The sequence below is a fragment of the Saccharibacillus kuerlensis DSM 22868 genome (genome assembly GCF_000378145.1).
Taxonomy (GTDB): domain Bacteria; phylum Bacillota; class Bacilli; order Paenibacillales; family Paenibacillaceae; genus Saccharibacillus; species Saccharibacillus kuerlensis.
Genome location: NZ_KB899307.1, coordinates 23,661 through 40,244 on the forward strand (window position 1 = coordinate 23,661; position 16,584 = coordinate 40,244).

Genomic DNA, 16,584 nt, shown 5'->3' on the forward strand with positions numbered 1-16,584 from the left:
TACCGAAATATACCTATTCGGTGCAGTGAATCGTTCTCCTGCATTTGGAATACCGTAAAAAGCCTGCTTACGGAAATAAATCCGTCAGCAGGCCAAAGCACTTTGTAAACTCCCAATAATGGGAGAGATGATGTCCTCCGCCGGAAGCCGGATAAGACTGGCCGAGCAGCAGCATCGTCAGACCCGATTCGATCAATGCGCTGATCAGCGCAAGAATGCCTTCTTCGCTCCGCGCTCCGATTGCTTCCGCATGTTCGACCGTTACGTCAAGTGCGTGTTTGGTCATCTCATAGACACGCTCGTCGTACGCTTCGCCGGACAGCAGATTTGATACTTTCCAGTCGAATAGTGACGTATACTTGCCAAGCATGTCGCCGAAGCCTGCAGCGATCATCGTCTTTATCGGATAATCTAATACCCGATTTTGATAGACTGCCCTTCAACCGCAATGCCCGGGGACAGCTTCAGCGGCAGACGTTGATCGCAGGAAAAACCGATTGTCTCCCCATCCTTGAGCGTCGCTCCACAGTCCACAATATATCCTACAATATTGAATGTTAGTTCAAACACATCCACGAGATCTTGGCGCGAACGCAGTACCTCAATCTCATCATGTCCAAAATTACGCAGCCCTACTGTATAAGAGGAGATGCCTTGTTCTTCTTCATATAAACCGATAAACACCCACAGCTGTACCGGAAGTTCCCCCTCCTTAAGCAGCATCGCATTGGTGACATAGGCTTCCGCAGACATCGTCATTGGAGGCATATACAGCGCCAGCGCATCTTCCTGCTTCAGCATGCTGCACAGCACCTGGGTGAACAGCACATGACCGCCAAGCGGATCCGTGACTCCCGATACCGATACAACCACATGAGCCTGATAGCCGCCCAGCGACTCCTCAGCCTCCGGCCAGAGCGGATTAACGCCGCAGCAGGCTTTAACCTCGTTTCCGGGAAGCGGCGCATGGATCAAGAAGCAGCTGATCTGCAGCCCATCGGCTTCAAATCGTATACTTCCGCGGTTCGGCAGTGCAGTCGCTTCAATATCCCAGTCGTTCTTCAAGTTCCGGATAAAGCGCGGAAAGTCGCATTCCGGTTTGCGCAGCAGTACGAATCCTTTCAGCGTCTGTCCCGCTTCGACAGGTCGATTACGGCGTACCCGCCGTTTTCGCTCCTCTCCGGGACGTTCGAACAATTCCATTTATACGTCTCCTTTTCATTTGTATATTATATGTACAATCGAAGAGTTAATTACCCTATGTCAGACAAAACTTAGCTTTAATAGACATAACTCCTGCCCAAGACTCATAATAAACCTGCACACCCGGGAAAAAACGAGATTAAGCAGGCAACAAAAAGTAGTCTTTTTATCACATTAAAGCCATAAAATAGTCAAACACCAACCTAAAGTCCAATTTTCAAAAAAAATTTGTATTCGGCTTCCGAACAAGGGTTCCAAAACTGCTTGCATAGACAAGTTTGTGAACCCTTCCCGTGCAGACTGGCCTATTAATGATATAATGAAACACGATTCGCCTTCAGGCGAAACCTCGATCGAAAGAAGCTGACGCCCCGATGATCGTTCAAATTTTGCTTAACGTTGTTCTGCCTGTATTTGTGCTGATTGTTGCCGGATCAGTCATGCAGCGGCTGTTCCGACTCGACCTGTATACCTTGTCCAAGATCAACTTTTATTATATTACGCCTGCCGTCGTTTTTATGAGCTTGTATCAGTCGAACATCTCGTTCGAACTGCTGGGCAGCGTCGCTCTTTTCTACAGTTTGTACATAGGGATCTTGTACATCATGTCATTTGCTCTTACCCGATCCCTGAAGTACTCGAGCGGGATGAAAGCGGCTTTTACCAACAGCGTACTGCTGGACAATTCCGGCAACTACGGGCTGCCGATCAATCAGCTCGTCTTCGCCGCATCGCCGCTTGCCGCCTCCATTCAGGCATTGATCATGTCGTTTCAGAGCCTGCTGACTTTTACCTATGGCGTCATTTCGATTCAAGGAGCCAAGCTGAGCGGCAATTACCGCAGTGTCATTATCGGTTTTCTCAAAATGCCGGTACCCTATGCGCTTGTACTGGGATTCGCTTTTCATGTCTTCTCCGTGCCGCTGCCCAACTTCGTGACTCAGCCGCTTAGCTACATCCAGAACTCTATGGTCGCTATTGCACTGCTGACATTGGGTGCGCAGATTGTCAAATATCCGCTTCGGTTAGGACGGCTTGATGTTTACTTCAGCATGATTCTGCGGCTGGTTGCGGCTCCTGTCGTTGGCTACCTGCTGATTTTGGCGCTCGGCATGAAAGGACTGCCCGCACAAGCACTGCTGATCGCTTCCGGTATGCCTACCGGCGTCAACTCGTCGATTCTGGCTGAAGAATATCGCAATGAACCGGACTTTGCTGCTCAGACGGTACTGGTGTCTACCCTGCTGAATATTGTGACGATTACTGTTCTGATCACAATTGCCCAGGGACTATAAACGTACTGCATCGCAGCCCCAGAAATTACATTAAAAAAGACCCATTGTAAACAAAGGGTCTTTTTTAAGCTGCTTTTCATTTAGCGTTTATCGTTCTTGATCTGTCATGTATCGCGGCGTAAGGTTCCTTCTATCAACCAAGTAAAGCTCGAAGGCTTCTCTTTTTGTACACTTACTTTGTGAGCAATATTTTATTGTCATTATCCCAAGTCATTTGGGAATCAATTAAAGTCTCACAAAACGAAGCTTTTCCATATAAGTAAACCAAAGCTTTATAAGCTATGTAAAGAAGCAGCCATCCTCTCGGTGGCTGCTTCTTACTCTTCTTACTGAATAATTCCGAGGAGCATTAAAAGAATACTAGAAAGTCAGTTATAATGCTTGCTTATAATACCAAATATAATGATTGATTTCTTCAAGATCAGTGACTTTAAAATATTTTGGTATATACATAACAAGTGCCTTTTGCAGAATTTTATTAGAGTGTTTTTGTCAGGATCAAGTCCACTTGTTCATCATCGCCCATAAAGAAAGAGTGGGAGCCTGTTTGAATAAATCCCTTTTTCCGGTAGAAAGAAATGGCATTTTTATTGTCTTCCCAAACGCCTAACCAAATTTTCTTTTTCTGCTGTTCCAGCGCAATTTCCATTGCTTTGTTTATTAAGAGCTTTCCAAGCCCAAGTTTCTGGAATTTTTTCTTCACATAAATCCGCTCGACTTCAAGCGAGTCATTGTCCATTTTTTCTGACTGGGCCTCATCAGTATTGATCTTCAGATAGCCGGCTAGTTCCTGATTAAAATAAATAAAATAAAATTGCGAACAGGGGTTGGCTATCTCTTGGGTGAGCTGGTTCAGGTTGTAGGCTTTTTTCAAGTAAGCATTCAAGTGCTCTGGTGAATTCTGTTCCTGGAAAGTTTCCCGAAAAGTGTCCGTGCTAATTGCTTGTAGAGTCTGTACATCATTTAAAGCACACTTCTTTATCGTTATCGTCATTTGAATAACTTTCTCCTTTTGCTTATTAATAGTCCCGCTTCTTTTTCAGAAAATCCATCTAGTGCAATAAGATCGGAATGTTGGTTTTCCCTTTTAATAAAGGGGTAAACCATTTTTCCTTTTTCGGTGGGGAAAAGTTTTTTGATTTTCTTATTGTGTGGATCTTCTTTTTTTGGTTAAATCAAATTCTTTGAATTCGATATTGCTGATCGAATCCAATGCCCGTGCAATCATGCCGATTTCCCGTAGAATTTCTTTCATAGCAGCCTCCTTATCAAAAATTTTAATTGCATATGCAACAATAAAAGTCTATATTCAATATAAAATACGTTTATTGCAAATGCAATAAACGTGTCGAAATATATTAACTTAAAAGGACTGAAGAATATGCATGCAGCAAGAATAACTAAGGAAGAAGATTTAAGAAAAGCATTTGCTATTCGAGAAGAAGTATTTGTAAAAGAACAAAATGTGCCACTAGAAGATGAGTTTGATCAATTTGATGCACTCGATAGAATTTGTGAACATATCCTTGTCTTTTACAATGATCAAGCAGTCGGAACAGGAAGGGTCAGATTCTTAGAGGACGTGGGCAAACTAGAAAGAATCTGCATTCTTAAGCCGTATCGAAGTTTGGGTCTTGGAAAAGTCATCATCAAAGCATTAGAAGAAATTGTCGAAAGACGGGGAGCCATACAGGTCAAGTTACATGGACAGACACAAGCTGAAGGTTTTTTATACAAAACTGGGTTACCGGACTTTCTCTAACCCCTTTATGGAGGATGGAATCTCACATGTTCTCATGATAAAAGAGATAGCTAAGTAAGTTAATAGGGGGCCAGATAAATAATATGAAGTATGCTTTCTATATCATCGGAATTTTACTGCTGACCCTTGGAATCTCGCTTACAATCCAATCTGATCTTGGAACGTCGCCTTTTGATGCTATGTTGGTAGGGTTATCAAGAAGCATAGGGCTTACCGTAGGAAGCTGGGAAATCATACTGGCCGGACTGATGATTGGTTGCAATTCGATTTTAATCAAAAAAAAGCCCGAAGTGTTGGGGTTGGTAACAGCTATTGTCACGGGAATCGGTATTGATTTATGGCTTTTCCTTTTAGACCATTTGATTACACCAGAATTATGGCAAAGCAAAGCCGTTTGCTTTTCTGTGGGTTTAATCGTTATAGGGATCGGAACAGCCACATATCTCCACACAAATTTTGCGCCAATTCCGGTGGATCGTCTCACATTGATTCTAAAGGAATTAATCGGAACTAATCTATTCTTTTCAAGAACGCTTATTTATCTCTTTTTCTTGATTTTAGCCATAATGCTAAATGGACCTATTGGCATTGGAACTATACTAACCGTTTGTTTCGGAGGCCTAATACTTAATTTCTTCATGCCCCCTCTTGGGAGAGTATTGGACAGTATAACAATAAATTCAAGTAAATCGCATCATAATCTAAAAAAGTAGAATTAGAAATTATAAGGTAACCTATCATCATGACCAATCAGAATAATGAATCAATTTTATTATGGTAAACAGATAGCTAGGAGGAAATAAAATTGAAATCACCATTTATTGCGTACATAGCTTTATTCGTGGGCGTCTTTGCGTTATCGACTTCAGCCATTTTTGTGAAGGTAGCAAATGCACCTGCGGAAATCACAGCATTTTATCGAATGTTTTTTGCAGCAGCAATGCTTTTGCCTTTCTTAGTGCTTAATAAAAAAAACCGCAAAGAATTACGTTCACTGTCAAAAAAACAATGGGGACTCGGATTATTATCAGGCGTATTTTTAGCCGCTCATTATGTGTTGTGGTTTGAATCCTTAAATTACACCTCTGTAGCAAGTTCAACGGTCATCGTTACCTTGCAGCCACTCTTTTCGGTAGTTGGTGGTTATTTTCTATTCAAAGAGCGCTTCAACAAAGGAGCTATAACGGGCTGTCTCGTCGCGATTGCCGGAAGTATTGTCATTGGCTGGCAGGACTTTCAAATCAGTGGCCTAGCGTTATTTGGCGATATACTAGCTTTTATTGCAGCCGGCATCATAACAGCCTACTTTTTCATTGGCCAGCATGTTCGGAAAAAACTATCTCTTATCCCCTATGCAGTTATTGGGTATGGGAGCAGTGCAGTGTTTTTAGGGATTTTTGCCTTTAGTCAGCAAACATCCGTCTTCACTTATTCTGCACACACCTGGTGGTCCTTTATTGGGTTAGCGTTTATTGCCACAATTTTAGGTCAAACCGTTTTTAATTATCTATTGAAATGGTTAAGTACCTCAATTATTTCAATGGCTATATTAGGTGAGATAATTGGAACGTGCTTACTCGCGTACTTGATCTTGGATGAAGTCATTTCATTGCAACAAGGTTTGGGCATCGGATTTGTTTTGATCGGATTAACATTATTTTTACTGCAGCAAAGAACTAAGGATTCAGCAGCATAGAGACTGAAGTAACCGTCTGTTTAGGGAATTTATCCCTAATACAGATATTTAAAATTAAAATGAGGAGCTGTACGAGTCATGGATTTTTATATCGTAGATGTCTTCGCAGAAGAGAAATATCAAGGCAACCAGTTAGCAGTACTTATTCCTACAAGAGCAATATCTACCGAAGAAATGCAAAAGATTGCGCGCGAGATCAACTTTAGTGAAACCACCTTTATTCTTTCCGACAAACAAGACAATGGAGGGTACGATGTCCGGATATTTACTCCGGATGTAGAGATTCCTTTTGCCGGCCACCCCACACTGGGAACAGCGTTCATCATTCAGAAAGTTCTAGAAAACAATGAAAGTAAGCAAATAACATTAAACCTTGAAGTCGGACAGATCCCTGTAACCATTGAAGGCGAACAGTTGATCATGAAGCAAAATCCGCCCGAGTTAGGAGAGGTTCTTCTTAATCAAGATATTATTTTCGAAATGTTACAAATTTCAACTGAAGATATGGATTCCCGTTTCCCGATTCAAATTGTATCAACTGGCTTGCCGGCAGTAATAGTTCCACTTCGTTCATTGGAAGCTGTAAATCGCTGCAGAATTCATCATGATCGGTACCAGAACTTCATTAATACCGTTATAAAAGCGAATATTTTGGTCTTTGCCGCTGAAACCGAACGCAAAGAAAATGATTTGAGTGTCAGGGTGTTTTTGGATGACCCGGGATTCCCTGAAGACCCGGCGACTGGGAGTGCAAACGGAAATCTTGCAGGGTACCTTGTTACCCATAACTATTTGGATAGCAAAAATATAGCCTATAGAGTTGAACAAGGTTTCCAAATGAGAAGGCCATCTATTTTAACCATACAAGCCGAACAGCACCAAAATTCCATTAAAATTCTGGTAGGTGGAAAAGTGTTTTTGATCGCTAAAGGAAAATGGTATTAACGGACAGTTACTGACATAATATTTTACTGCAGCATAGAAATATGGAGTTCTTGGTATAGAGACTGTACGAATCGTCTGTTTAGAAAACCTGAAACTTGAGTATATAATAACCCTTTTTTATAAGTTAAAATTAAAGAATGACCAATTGATCGAGAAAAGATAGTTTTCTAAAATTAGCCACCATTTAAATTGCCACCACTTCACTAAAACTAGCTTGCTTCATAGGCAACAAAAAAGAACGGCTCGTGCTTGAGCCGTTCTTTTAGCCTTTTTTATAGCACTGGAGATACTGACTGTACAAGCTTTGCAGCAAATAAACCGTATCTTCCTTGTCTACTGGAAGATAACCTTCGGAAATGATATTTGATCCGGCCAACTCACGCACAAACTTTTCAGGATTGTAATTCGGATCTTCCAGCAGTTCATCCAGCATATCAGCTACGGCCACATATTCCGGAAAAATAATATGGCCGTTTTTCGTTTCCGCGGTGATAGGATCGTCGCTATTGGTAATTCGGATTTGAGGATGCTTGCGTTTCTGAGCCTTGGGCCAGCGCAGCGATCATCAAAAACCAGAATTGCAGAATAATGATCAGAAGCGCTAAAGCAAAGATCGGAATCGAAGCAATCGCGTTGACCGTCATGTAGAGTCCGGTAAATACCAGACGCTCTGGAACTTGTACATAGGTCATTATCTTATTCCCGTCCCCGTTAACTTCTTTATCTTCAACATACTTTTGTCGATCCTCGCCCGGCGCTTTCGCCAGCAGCTCGTTCACACGACTTTTGCCTACAGCACTTTCTTTATTCGTGCTGTACTGCAGATATAAATAAGGACGATGCACAAATAAATCCCAAATGTTGTTACCCATACTCTCTCTGCCGCTTACGCCTTCTTCACTAAGCCCAATTCCTGCGCCTCTAACATACGAAGTCGCTTCCTATCGTAAGAAGGTTCGCGCTTTTACTACCGTTGCGTAGCTGCTGAAGAACCCCAGCAATTACATTAAAAAGACCCCTTGTAAACAAAGGGTCTTCAGTAAGCTGCTTTTCATTTATCGTTTATCGTTCTTGATCTGTCATGTCTTGCGGCGTTACGCATTTACTTATCGTTTATCATGCCAGAAATTGACCGGCACTGTTCCTTCTTTAAGTACTTCAAAGCTGAAGCCTTCGTCGCGCAGCGTCTTGAGCACCTCCGGCAGTACCTTTAGCGTCGCAGCCTGATCATGCATCAATACGATCGGCACCGTACCCTGTTTTTCCACCTTCTCAATCTGTTCCAATACACTGCGGATCACTTTCTCGTGATCTTCTTTGTACTTCCAGTCTTCGGAATCGACATTCCAATCCCACAGATGGAAGCCCGCAGGCAGTACTTTATCGCGGTATTCCTGCGTAAAATATGGTTTGCTGCCGTAAGGCGTACGAATCAGCGTCGTTTGGATACCCGCTGCCTTGTGCAGTGCCTCATTATCCTGCTTCATTTCTTCCAGCGCAGATTCCGGCGATGCATAAAACTTGCTCTTCTCATGACTGATGCCGTGCAGTCCGGCGGCACTGCCGGACTGTACAAGACGCTTGACCGCCCCTGGATGAGCAGTGATATTCGGCCCCAGCATAAAGAACGTTCCCCGAGCCTTATATTGATCCAGAATGTTCAACAATTCATCGGTATGCGGAGTCGGACCGTCATCAAACGTCAGGTAGATCGGCTTCTTCGAAGTCGGTTTCTGCTGCTGAGGTTTACCTTCCGTCTTGCCCTGGTCACTGCGAAGCGCTGTGCGGTTCTGCTCTACAAAACCTTGTAAATCAAGTTTCTGCTTGCCGCTTGTGATTCGGGCAACCGGTACGCTTGCGTCGTAAGCAATGCCGAAATTGAACGTGCTTTTGAGCAGCGAAGCGGGAATCATGGTGCGGCCCGAGCTGACGTAGGTTTGGATAGACATTGTTTTTGAGCCGCTGACGGCCTGCTGCTTGCCGGGAATGATCGTCACGCTATGTTTGCTGCCTTGGAGCACGAATTTTTCACTTGTGCCGCTCATCCGAAGATGCAGCTTCTCCGACACTTCACGGATCGGCACATAAAGCACCTTGCGGTGCATCTCTCCCTTGATGTCCGTCAGTTCATCGTTATAGCCAATCGGAAATACGCGTACGCCGGCGGCCTCGGTTATCGATGCAGATGCCAAGAACAGTATGACCGCGATAAAAATCAGCATCCCGCTTCTGCAAATATGTAGACTGTTCCTTTTGTTCATTACCACCAATCCTCCGTTGTTTTCCAGCGAGGTCACAGTCTTATTGGTTCCTCTGCAGCTTTTTGCCGGAATTCTGCACAATTTTCAGAATAGCAGCATAGCAGCGTATCTGTTTACTGCTCTGTTACTGCGCATATGCCCATCCCAACTCCTGTGTCTCAGTATAGGGAGCGAACAACGATCTTTCTTTACACACCGGTTAAAAATGGTTACAGATTATTATAAAATTCGTGTTTTTTCGTTAAGGAGCTTTATTAGTCTAATAGTCCTAATATTTATTTAGCGATCAAGGTAAAATGCTATAAAGAAATGAAAACTGTTTACCGAAATATTAGTTAGACACAAGTTAGACACTTTACCAACGTCAAAAAGTCAAAAATTTACCTTTCACAGGCTCACAAAAAAAACAATTTTCCTCATTTTCACACTTCCAAGCCTTGATAAATCTCGGATTAGAAAATTTAAGGAAAAATTAATGAAATATTTGTGAAAATGTGATACTGTAAATTTACATTCAACGAAGAGGTGACCCAAAATGCCTATGCAAAACCGCGTCCAAGAACTGAGAAACCTGCTTCCGTCCGAACATAAGGGTATTTCGGCCTATGTAGAGCACGCCTTCCAGTCGATCGATCAATTGGTGGAACAACATCGCTGCGAGAATGCCGCACTGGCGATCTACGGAGACAGAATTAACGGAAATGAAGAGCGTGTATACTTTGATACCGTATCCCAGATCAAAGCAGAACTGCTTAAAACATTGGAAAAAACAGTTCAAGATGCTCTCCATTCCGGCGACAAGAACTGGAGCAAACATTACAAAGACGGTATTCGAGGCTAACTGCTTATGAGTCGTACAACAAATCGCTTATCCAAAAAGAGACCCGACTTCCACATTTTTCACTTGGAAGCCCGGTCTCTTTTATATGTCAACATTTTAATTTATTTAGTTAAGCTTTTAAAGCGATCCTTCCATGAGATCATCTACACCATCTCCAATGGAACTTTACGACTCGGTGCAGGAAATGCCATTTCCAGCCGTTCGGCATCTTCGTCGCTCAAGTGAAGCGCCGCTGCTGCCGCATTTTCGTGAACATGTTCCTGACTGGCCGCTTTGGGAATTGCCAGTACGTTTCCTTGGCGAATCACCCAGGCCAACAGCACCTGAGCAGGAGTAGCTTCCAATCGCTCTGCGACACTCCGTACATCAGGGTGCCCCATCAGCTCACGCCGCAGAGAACCTCCCTGGGCAAGCGGACAGTAGGCCATGATTGGCATGTCGGCCCGGCGCTGCCAAGGCAGAAGATCATATTCGATGCCTCGTGAACCGAGATGATACAGCACTTGATTAATGACGCATTCTTCGCCGTTCGGCGTGTTTATCAGCTCTTCCATATCGGAAGTATCAAGATTGGACACACCCCAGCGCTTAATCTTCCCGTCCCGCTTAAGACGCTCCATCGCTTCTACCGTTTCAGCGAGCGGCACGCGACCGCGCCAATGCAGCAAATACAAATCCATTGCCTCTGTACCCAGACGCTTCAGACTATCTTCGCATGCTTTTATAATTTTGCTTCGTCCGGCATGGCTTGGCAGCACTTTGCTCACAAGAAAAGCATCATCGCGCCGTCCTTTGATTGCACGCCCTACAATTCGCTCCGCTCCGCCGCTGCCGTACATTTCAGCGGTATCGATAACGGTCATTCCAAGATCCAGCCCCAGACGAAGCGCATCGGCTTCGCGCTCCGCTTCTCCTGGAACTTCGCCCATATACCATGTTCCCTGCCCGATCGCCGGCAGCTCTGTGCCATCCGACAAACGAACTGTATGCTCCTTCAGCCCTTTTCGAATCTCCTCTGCCGAATATCGGTTCATCTTTATCCCTGCCTTCCCTTGATTTCTCTCTGTACTCTTCCCTCTACTCTTAAACAAAAACATAGGTAAACTAAAACGCGGAGCCCTTAGGCTCCGCGTTTTGTTAAGCTCCAATCATCGGTAGGAAACAAATCTCCAGGAGGCAGCGGACGGCTGAAGTAATACCCTTGGAACTCCAAGCATCGCTCTTCGGTCAAAATCCTCAGCTGTCCTTCCGTCTCGATGCCTTCGGCAATCACGTCCATTCCCAGGCTGTAGGCCATGGCAATGATTGTGGTCACGATCGCCTGCTCCGTGCCGCTCTCCTCAAGCCGCATCACAAAAGAACGGTCAATCTTCAGGCGGCTGATCGGCAGCCTGCTCAAATAGCTGAGCGAACTGTAACCTGTCCCGAAATCATCCAGACTGAGCCGGATACCCAGCCGCTTCAGCCGGTTCATAATCTCAATCGAAGCCGAAGCATCCATCATCATACTTTCCGTAATTTCAAGTTCCAGATATTTTGGGTCCAGACCCGTTTCGATCAGAATCTGTTCAATTTCGATATCCAGATCCGGCTGGTGGAACTGCTGCGTCGAGAGGTTGACCGATACGGGAACTTTCGTCAGCCCTGCTTCATGCCAAGCTTTGGCCTGCCGACAGGCTTCCTTCAGCACCCACCGTCCGATATCCATGATCAGTCCCGTTTCTTCCGCAATTGGGACAAATTGTCCCGGCGACACCATACCGCGGACCGGATGATGCCAGCGAAGCAGCGCTTCCATACCGATCAGTTCGCGATTCGGCATCCGGTACTGCGGCTGATAATAGACTTCCAATTCGCCTCGTTCCACAGCCTTGCGCAGGTCCGCTTCAATCTCGATCTTGAACAGCAGTTCCTCATCGAGTTCTGCCGAATAAAACCGGTAGCCGTTTTTGCCGCCGCGTTTGACTTCATACATGGCCGAGTCGGCATTCTTGATCAATTCTTCCCGACTTTCTCCGTGTTCGGGATACATGGCGATCCCGATGCTCGCACTGACGTAGAAGTCATTGTCTTTAAGCGTACAAGGCACTTGAAGAACCGATACAATCCGCCGGGCCGCTTCCTCGACTTCAATATCCGAAGAGAACGAATGGCAGATCAAGGCGAATTCATCGCCGCCCATCCGCGACAGCGTCGCCATAGACGGATCGATCACTTCGGAAATCCGCTGCGAAACTTTCTGGAGAAATGCGTCGCCATAGGCATGCCCCAGCGAGTCGTTAATCATTTTGAAACGGTCAATGTCCAGAACCATAACGGCTAATCGTTCAGTTCCCTGCGAGCGCTCGATCCGCTCCTGCACAATCGTGTCGAATTGGCGGCGATTCGGCAGACCGGTTAGTTCGTCATGATAGGCCAGATGCTCGATCTGCGCCTGCGCCTGCTTCTGCCGGGTGATGTCCCGCACAATAAGATGGGTTCCGGTAACCTCGCCGTCGACGAAGACAGGCACGCTGACCACGCCCAAATGAAGCGTCTGTCCCTGAGGATGCAGGATTTGCGTTTCATAGGTCAATGCGGTCGACAGCTCCGATTGGTCGTGGAGACTCCGGACTTCCCGATACGTATCGGGATCGAAGAAGCGCTGGATCTCCGTGACCGGAGAACCGATAAACGTTTCGCGTTCCATACCGATCAAATTTAAAATCGCAGGGTTCATATCGGTAATGATTTCCTCGGTATTGATCGAGATAATGCCGTCGGCATTGTTCTCATAGAGTGCACGATACCATTTCTCCTGACTGCGGATCATTTTATCTTTCTGATTCAAGCGGCCATCGATGAACGCTCCATAGATCGTAAAACCGATCAGGAACAGACTGCTCAACGTAATAATTAGCATCAACTTATCCATATCCACTATACTGCCGCCAAGAAGCGGAAAATGATGATCATGGACGTGGAATCGCGCGGCTGCCATTCCAGTGTAATGCATACCGGCAATTGCGGCACCCATAATCAGCGCACTGGCCAGCTTGTAACCCAGACGGCTGCCCTCCAACCGAAGCTTACGCATCAGCCCCAACGCCGCGATGGACGCTGCAAGAGCGATCATAACCGACAGGGCCACGAGCCACGGGTTGTAAGTGATCGTCATCGACATAGCTGACATCCCCATATAGTGCATATCGACGACACCCGAAGCGAGCAGCAGCCCACCGACGCATAAGGCACGCCAAGACAATTTGTAGCGGGTTACGGTCCACAGCGCGATAAATGACACAATAATTGGCACAATCATGGACAGAATGACGAGCGGAATATGATAAGTCATCTGCATAGGCAGCTGCAGCGCCAACATACCGATAAAATGCATGGACCAGATTCCGATCCCCATCGACAACGCTCCGCCGAAAAGCCAGAAAGCCCGAAGCCTTCCTTGCGCCAGATGAATTCGACCCGCCAAATTCAATGCCGCATAAGAAGCAAGTACCGAGATGATGCAGGAGACGATGACCAATCCGGTGTTATACGTTCCCTGTACGGTTTCCATGTCCTCCTCCTTTCCAATTTGCGTATAGCTGATTTTTAACTGATTTTTGTCTAATTTTTATAGGATACAGTTCTTATATACTAGGTATATCGACATCTGTCGACATTTTTTGCACTATTTTTATTCTGAATTGCCTAACTCGTCTTCAAGATAATATCGAAGCTCCTTATAAATGCTTATAATCTCCTGCATCGGCATACGGACCAGGCCGCTGGATGAAGGAGCAACAAAATCCACCACGCCGTCAACGACCGAATCCGGCTGGAAGCCCCAGTTCGTCCGTTTGCGGCCGGTAAATTCGGTATAAACGCCTTTGCCTACATAACAAGCGACTTTTGGCAAATAACGGGCCAGTTTAGCCTGTAGTATCCGACTTCCTTCGCGGTATTCTTCTCGGGCAATATCCTCGATGCCTCTCGTCGGACGGGCGACAATATTAGTAAAGCCGAAGCCGAGCTTCAGCAAATCCCCATCTTCTTGAGGCAAATAGCGGCGAGGAGTCAGTCCTGAATCTTCCAGAATCCGCCAAAAATTGTTGCGCGGGTTCGCGTAGTGGTGTCCGGTTTCGCCCGAGCGCAGACTCGGGTTGAAGCCAATAAACAAAATGGACAGTCCATAATCCAAATGATCTTCGATTTCCGGCATAATGGCAGCATGCTCCTTTTCTCGGAAATGCCAAGCGTAACCGGCTTAGCGCTCCGCTTTACAATCATTATTTTTAGCAGTAACGTTAAAGAATCGGTTGCAGCGAACTTATTATCATAAACTTACCTATCATACAAGGAGACGATTGAATGTACCAGTTGCATCAGCATCTCAACGAACCCCGCGGGGAAGGAAATAATTCTGCGAAACGCGTTCTTATCGTTACAGCTGTCGAAGCGGAACGCGAAGCCGTACTCGCCGGTCTTGCAGGCGATTATCGCTTCGATGTGGTTGCCGCCGGCGTCGGCACGGCCGCAGCCGCGGCAGGCACGGCAATCGCATTGGCTGTTGGCGCAGCACATACGCCAGCGGACGATAAGGCGCATTCGCCGGAACGCGACACGACACGTGCGGCAGCAGACGGCACGGCGTATTCGCCCGAAAGCGAAACGATATCTGCGTCAGAAGGCGGCACAGCGTATTCGCCAGACAGGCATGGATACGCTTATGTAATTAGCGCCGGCATTGGCGGAGGCTTTGCCGGCGCAGCGGAAATCGGCTCGCTCGTCGTCGCGAGCCGAATGGTTGCAGCCGATTTGGGCTCGGACAGCCCGGACGGCTTCATTTCCGTGGACGAGCTGGGCTTCGGCTCGTCCGTTATTCCGGCCGAGGACGAAGTCTCGGCCGCTCTGACCGGCGCGCTGCGAAGCGCCGGTCTCGATGCGCGCCTGGGGCCGGTGCTGACGGTCGCTACGACGACCGGCACGCTTGCAGGCGCGCAGGCGCTGGCCGCGCGCGTGCCTGGCGCGGCGGCCGAAGGCATGGAAGGCTTCGGCGTGGCGGAAGCCGCCCGGCAGTTCGGGCTGCCCGCGCTGGAACTGCGGGCAATCTCGAACGCGGTCGGCCCGCGCGACCGCGGTGCCTGGAAGATCGGCGAAGCGCTGAGCGCACTTCGCCAGGCAAGCTCTATTTTACCGGAGGTGTTTTTCACTTGAAGATTGCTTATTCCCCATGTCCCAACGATACATTCGTATTCCACGCATTGGCACACGGCCTGATTGAAGGTGCACCGGAATTTGAAGTAACGTATGCCGATATCGATATCACCAATAATTGGGCAGCGGCAGGCGAAGGCCCGGAGATCATGAAGATTTCCTACGCCGCTCTCCCGTGGGTGCTGAACGATTACACGCTGATCCCCTGCGGCGGCGCACTTGGCCGCGGCTGCGGACCGCTTGTCCTGACGAAGGACGCTGGCACACCCGAAGACTTGACAGGCAAGCGGGTTGCCGTACCGAGCGAACGTTCGACCGCCTACATGCTGTTCCGCCTTTGGGCGGCACAGACCATCCCTGGCGGCATCGGCGAAGTGATCGTCATGCCGTTCGACAAGATCATGCCGGCTGTACAAAGCGGCGAAATCGATGCCGGTCTCGTGATCCACGAAGCCCGCTTTACGTATCAGAATTACGGCCTGCATAAGCTCGCCGATATGGGCGACTGGTGGGAAGCCGATACCGGCCTGCCGATCCCGCTCGGCGCGATTATCGCCAAGCGCGGTGTTGTTGATCCTAAGCCGATCGCCGAATGGGTCCGTGCTTCCGTCGAATACGCATGGAAGCATCCGGAAGCTTCCCGCGATTACGTGCTGGAGCATGCGCAGGAGATGGACGCTGCCGTTGCCGATTCGCATATCGAACTTTACGTCAACGAGTTCACAGCTGATCTGGGCGAAGACGGTTATGCTGCGGTTCGTTCGCTGCTGACCCGTGCCGCACGCGAAGGTCTGGTGCCAGCATTCGACGAGAAGCTGCTCGAGCGCGGCTATTGATACCAGCCGCCTTATCATTTATATACGCGTCGTAGACCAGCAAATAACGCGATCAAGATTCGCTGTATGCAAAGAAAATAAAGGCGCCCGACTTTGATAAAAAAGTCGGGCGTCTTTTTTATGACCAATTATAGAATGAATCCCCCAAGCCGCACTCCCTTCCGCCGAATTAAACGTCTCATAGTCGAAAAGCTGAAAGTCCGCCTGTTGCCTTCAAAGTGCGTTATCGTTGTCTTTACGCAAGCCTCGCAAATATCTAGGATGGAAGTCAACGAGCGAATCTTTTCGGAACGAACAGGTGCTTATCTTAGGGCCTGTATGCAAACCTGTTTCCGCAAAATCCGAAAGAGTTTATTGAAGGTGCAATAGGGGGAAAGAAAATAAGTGCGCCTGTACACTTATTTTTCTCGAATTTTTAACTTTCGCTGAAATAAGTGCTCCTATACACTTATTTCAGCGTTTTCGCGTTTCTAACCTTACTTTTATGTGAAATAGTTGCACCTGCGCACTTATTGTACAATTTGGCGAGCTTTTGCGGAAAATAATTGCATA

General features: G+C 46.9%; 16 protein-coding genes and 2 pseudogenes. 8 read left to right on the plus strand and 10 right to left on the minus strand.

Annotated features, from left to right (window positions below; translation table 11 throughout):
• Window positions 1-67 precede the first annotated feature (67 nt).
• Together F456_RS0119335 and F456_RS0119340 are read right to left on the minus strand one after the other, a co-directional pair.
• On the minus strand, window positions 68-394 hold the full coding sequence (locus F456_RS0119335) for a dehydroquinate synthase/iron-containing alcohol dehydrogenase family protein (protein ID WP_018978708.1): 327 nt from the start codon (window positions 392-394) through the stop codon (window positions 68-70).
• A gap of 17 nt (window positions 395-411) precedes the next feature.
• Entirely contained in the window at window positions 412-1,203 is a 792-nt protein-coding gene (locus F456_RS0119340) for a DUF4261 domain-containing protein (protein WP_018978709.1), read from the minus strand.
• A gap of 374 nt (window positions 1,204-1,577) precedes the next feature.
• Between F456_RS0119340 and F456_RS0119345 the strand changes: the two genes are divergently transcribed.
• Window positions 1,578-2,498, plus strand: coding sequence for an AEC family transporter (locus F456_RS0119345; RefSeq protein WP_018978710.1), 921 nt, complete (start codon window positions 1,578-1,580; stop codon window positions 2,496-2,498).
• A 478-nt stretch (window positions 2,499-2,976) separates the two neighbouring features.
• On the opposite strand, the gene paiA is transcribed toward F456_RS0119345, so the two are convergent.
• The gene (paiA, locus tag F456_RS0119350) at window positions 2,977-3,492 is read right to left on the minus strand and encodes a spermidine/spermine N(1)-acetyltransferase (protein ID WP_018978711.1); all 516 of its coding nucleotides are present in this window, start codon (window positions 3,490-3,492) and stop codon (window positions 2,977-2,979) included.
• Window positions 3,489-3,753, minus strand: a pseudogene (locus F456_RS24105) (hypothetical protein). Before F456_RS24105 ends, paiA begins: the two are co-directional and overlap by 4 nt.
• A 126-nt stretch (window positions 3,754-3,879) precedes the next feature.
• Here F456_RS24105 and F456_RS23090 point away from each other — a divergent pair.
• From F456_RS23090 to F456_RS0119375, 4 genes and pseudogenes are all read left to right on the plus strand, one after another.
• Window positions 3,880-4,318 (plus strand): annotated as a pseudogene (locus F456_RS23090) (GNAT family N-acetyltransferase).
• Between the two features lie 25 nt (window positions 4,319-4,343).
• The gene (locus tag F456_RS0119365; protein ID WP_018978713.1) at window positions 4,344-4,973 is read left to right on the plus strand and encodes a YczE/YyaS/YitT family protein; all 630 of its coding nucleotides are present in this window, start codon (window positions 4,344-4,346) and stop codon (window positions 4,971-4,973) included.
• Window positions 4,974-5,065: 92 nt separating this feature from the next.
• Window positions 5,066-5,956 (plus strand): DMT family transporter, encoded by an 891-nt coding sequence (locus F456_RS0119370; RefSeq protein WP_018978714.1) that lies wholly within the window; start codon window positions 5,066-5,068, stop codon window positions 5,954-5,956.
• Between the two features lie 78 nt (window positions 5,957-6,034).
• Complete coding sequence (locus F456_RS0119375; protein WP_018978715.1) at window positions 6,035-6,901, plus strand: PhzF family phenazine biosynthesis protein; 867 nt, start codon at window positions 6,035-6,037, stop codon at window positions 6,899-6,901.
• Between the two features lie 262 nt (window positions 6,902-7,163).
• Here F456_RS0119375 and F456_RS0119380 read toward each other — a convergent pair whose 3' ends face one another.
• The 3 genes from F456_RS0119380 to F456_RS23780 all read right to left on the minus strand — a co-directional run bounded on the left by F456_RS0119380 (window position 7,164) and on the right by F456_RS23780 (window position 9,162).
• The gene (locus tag F456_RS0119380; RefSeq protein WP_157060151.1) at window positions 7,164-7,334 is read right to left on the minus strand and encodes a hypothetical protein; all 171 of its coding nucleotides are present in this window, start codon (window positions 7,332-7,334) and stop codon (window positions 7,164-7,166) included.
• 70 nt (window positions 7,335-7,404) lie between these two features.
• Window positions 7,405-7,773 carry a hypothetical protein gene (locus F456_RS0119385; protein ID WP_018978717.1) on the minus strand — a complete coding sequence of 123 codons (369 nt, stop codon included), beginning with the start codon at window positions 7,771-7,773 and terminating at the stop codon, window positions 7,405-7,407.
• Window positions 7,774-8,007: 234 nt separating this feature from the next.
• Window positions 8,008-9,162, minus strand: coding sequence for a polysaccharide deacetylase family protein (locus F456_RS23780; protein WP_018978718.1), 1,155 nt, complete (start codon window positions 9,160-9,162; stop codon window positions 8,008-8,010).
• 535 nt (window positions 9,163-9,697) lie between these two features.
• Between F456_RS23780 and F456_RS0119395 the strand changes: the two genes are divergently transcribed.
• Window positions 9,698-10,003: a hypothetical protein gene (locus tag F456_RS0119395; RefSeq protein WP_018978719.1), complete on the plus strand. Its 306-nt coding sequence runs from the start codon at window positions 9,698-9,700 to the stop codon at window positions 10,001-10,003.
• Window positions 10,004-10,146: 143 nt separating this feature from the next.
• On the opposite strand, the gene F456_RS0119400 is transcribed toward F456_RS0119395, so the two are convergent.
• From F456_RS0119400 to F456_RS0119410, 3 genes are all read right to left on the minus strand, one after another.
• Window positions 10,147-11,037: an aldo/keto reductase gene (locus F456_RS0119400; RefSeq protein WP_018978720.1), complete on the minus strand. Its 891-nt coding sequence runs from the start codon at window positions 11,035-11,037 to the stop codon at window positions 10,147-10,149.
• 86 nt (window positions 11,038-11,123) lie between these two features.
• Complete coding sequence (locus F456_RS0119405) at window positions 11,124-13,556, minus strand: EAL domain-containing protein (protein WP_018978721.1); 2,433 nt, start codon at window positions 13,554-13,556, stop codon at window positions 11,124-11,126.
• A gap of 120 nt (window positions 13,557-13,676) precedes the next feature.
• Window positions 13,677-14,201 (minus strand): mismatch-specific DNA-glycosylase, encoded by a 525-nt coding sequence (locus F456_RS0119410; protein WP_018978722.1) that lies wholly within the window; start codon window positions 14,199-14,201, stop codon window positions 13,677-13,679.
• Between the two features lie 149 nt (window positions 14,202-14,350).
• Here F456_RS0119410 and F456_RS0119415 point away from each other — a divergent pair, with 149 nt between their 5' ends.
• The gene (locus F456_RS0119415; protein WP_018978723.1) at window positions 14,351-15,196 is read left to right on the plus strand and encodes a futalosine hydrolase; all 846 of its coding nucleotides are present in this window, start codon (window positions 14,351-14,353) and stop codon (window positions 15,194-15,196) included.
• Window positions 15,193-16,032, plus strand: coding sequence for a 1,4-dihydroxy-6-naphtoate synthase (locus tag F456_RS0119420; RefSeq protein WP_018978724.1), 840 nt, complete (start codon window positions 15,193-15,195; stop codon window positions 16,030-16,032). The genes F456_RS0119415 and F456_RS0119420 overlap by 4 nt, the downstream gene beginning before the upstream one ends.
• The last annotated feature ends 552 nt before the right edge of the window (window positions 16,033-16,584 follow it).

Excerpts from the sequence above, each read along its gene's own strand:
- F456_RS0119395 (WP_018978719.1), top strand. The coding sequence starts at position 9,698 with ATGCCTATGCAAAACCGCGTCCAAGAACTGAGAAACCTGCTTCCGTCC.
- paiA (WP_018978711.1), bottom strand. The coding sequence starts at position 3,492 with ATGACGATAACGATAAAGAAGTGTGCTTTAAATGATGTACAGACTCTA.
- F456_RS0119380 (WP_157060151.1), bottom strand. The coding sequence starts at position 7,334 with ATGCTGGATGAACTGCTGGAAGATCCGAATTACAATCCTGAAAAGTTT.
- F456_RS23780 (WP_018978718.1), bottom strand. The coding sequence starts at position 9,162 with ATGAACAAAAGGAACAGTCTACATATTTGCAGAAGCGGGATGCTGATT.
- F456_RS0119405 (WP_018978721.1), bottom strand. The coding sequence starts at position 13,556 with ATGGAAACCGTACAGGGAACGTATAACACCGGATTGGTCATCGTCTCC.
- F456_RS0119340 (WP_018978709.1), bottom strand. The coding sequence starts at position 1,203 with ATGGAATTGTTCGAACGTCCCGGAGAGGAGCGAAAACGGCGGGTACGC.
- F456_RS0119410 (WP_018978722.1), bottom strand. The coding sequence starts at position 14,201 with ATGCCGGAAATCGAAGATCATTTGGATTATGGACTGTCCATTTTGTTT.
- F456_RS0119415 (WP_018978723.1), top strand. The coding sequence starts at position 14,351 with ATGTACCAGTTGCATCAGCATCTCAACGAACCCCGCGGGGAAGGAAAT.
- F456_RS0119375 (WP_018978715.1), top strand. The coding sequence starts at position 6,035 with ATGGATTTTTATATCGTAGATGTCTTCGCAGAAGAGAAATATCAAGGC.
- F456_RS0119385 (WP_018978717.1), bottom strand. The coding sequence starts at position 7,773 with ATGGGTAACAACATTTGGGATTTATTTGTGCATCGTCCTTATTTATAT.
- F456_RS0119400 (WP_018978720.1), bottom strand. The coding sequence starts at position 11,037 with ATGAACCGATATTCGGCAGAGGAGATTCGAAAAGGGCTGAAGGAGCAT.
- F456_RS0119365 (WP_018978713.1), top strand. The coding sequence starts at position 4,344 with ATGAAGTATGCTTTCTATATCATCGGAATTTTACTGCTGACCCTTGGA.
- F456_RS0119345 (WP_018978710.1), top strand. The coding sequence starts at position 1,578 with ATGATCGTTCAAATTTTGCTTAACGTTGTTCTGCCTGTATTTGTGCTG.
- F456_RS0119335 (WP_018978708.1), bottom strand. The coding sequence starts at position 394 with ATGATCGCTGCAGGCTTCGGCGACATGCTTGGCAAGTATACGTCACTA.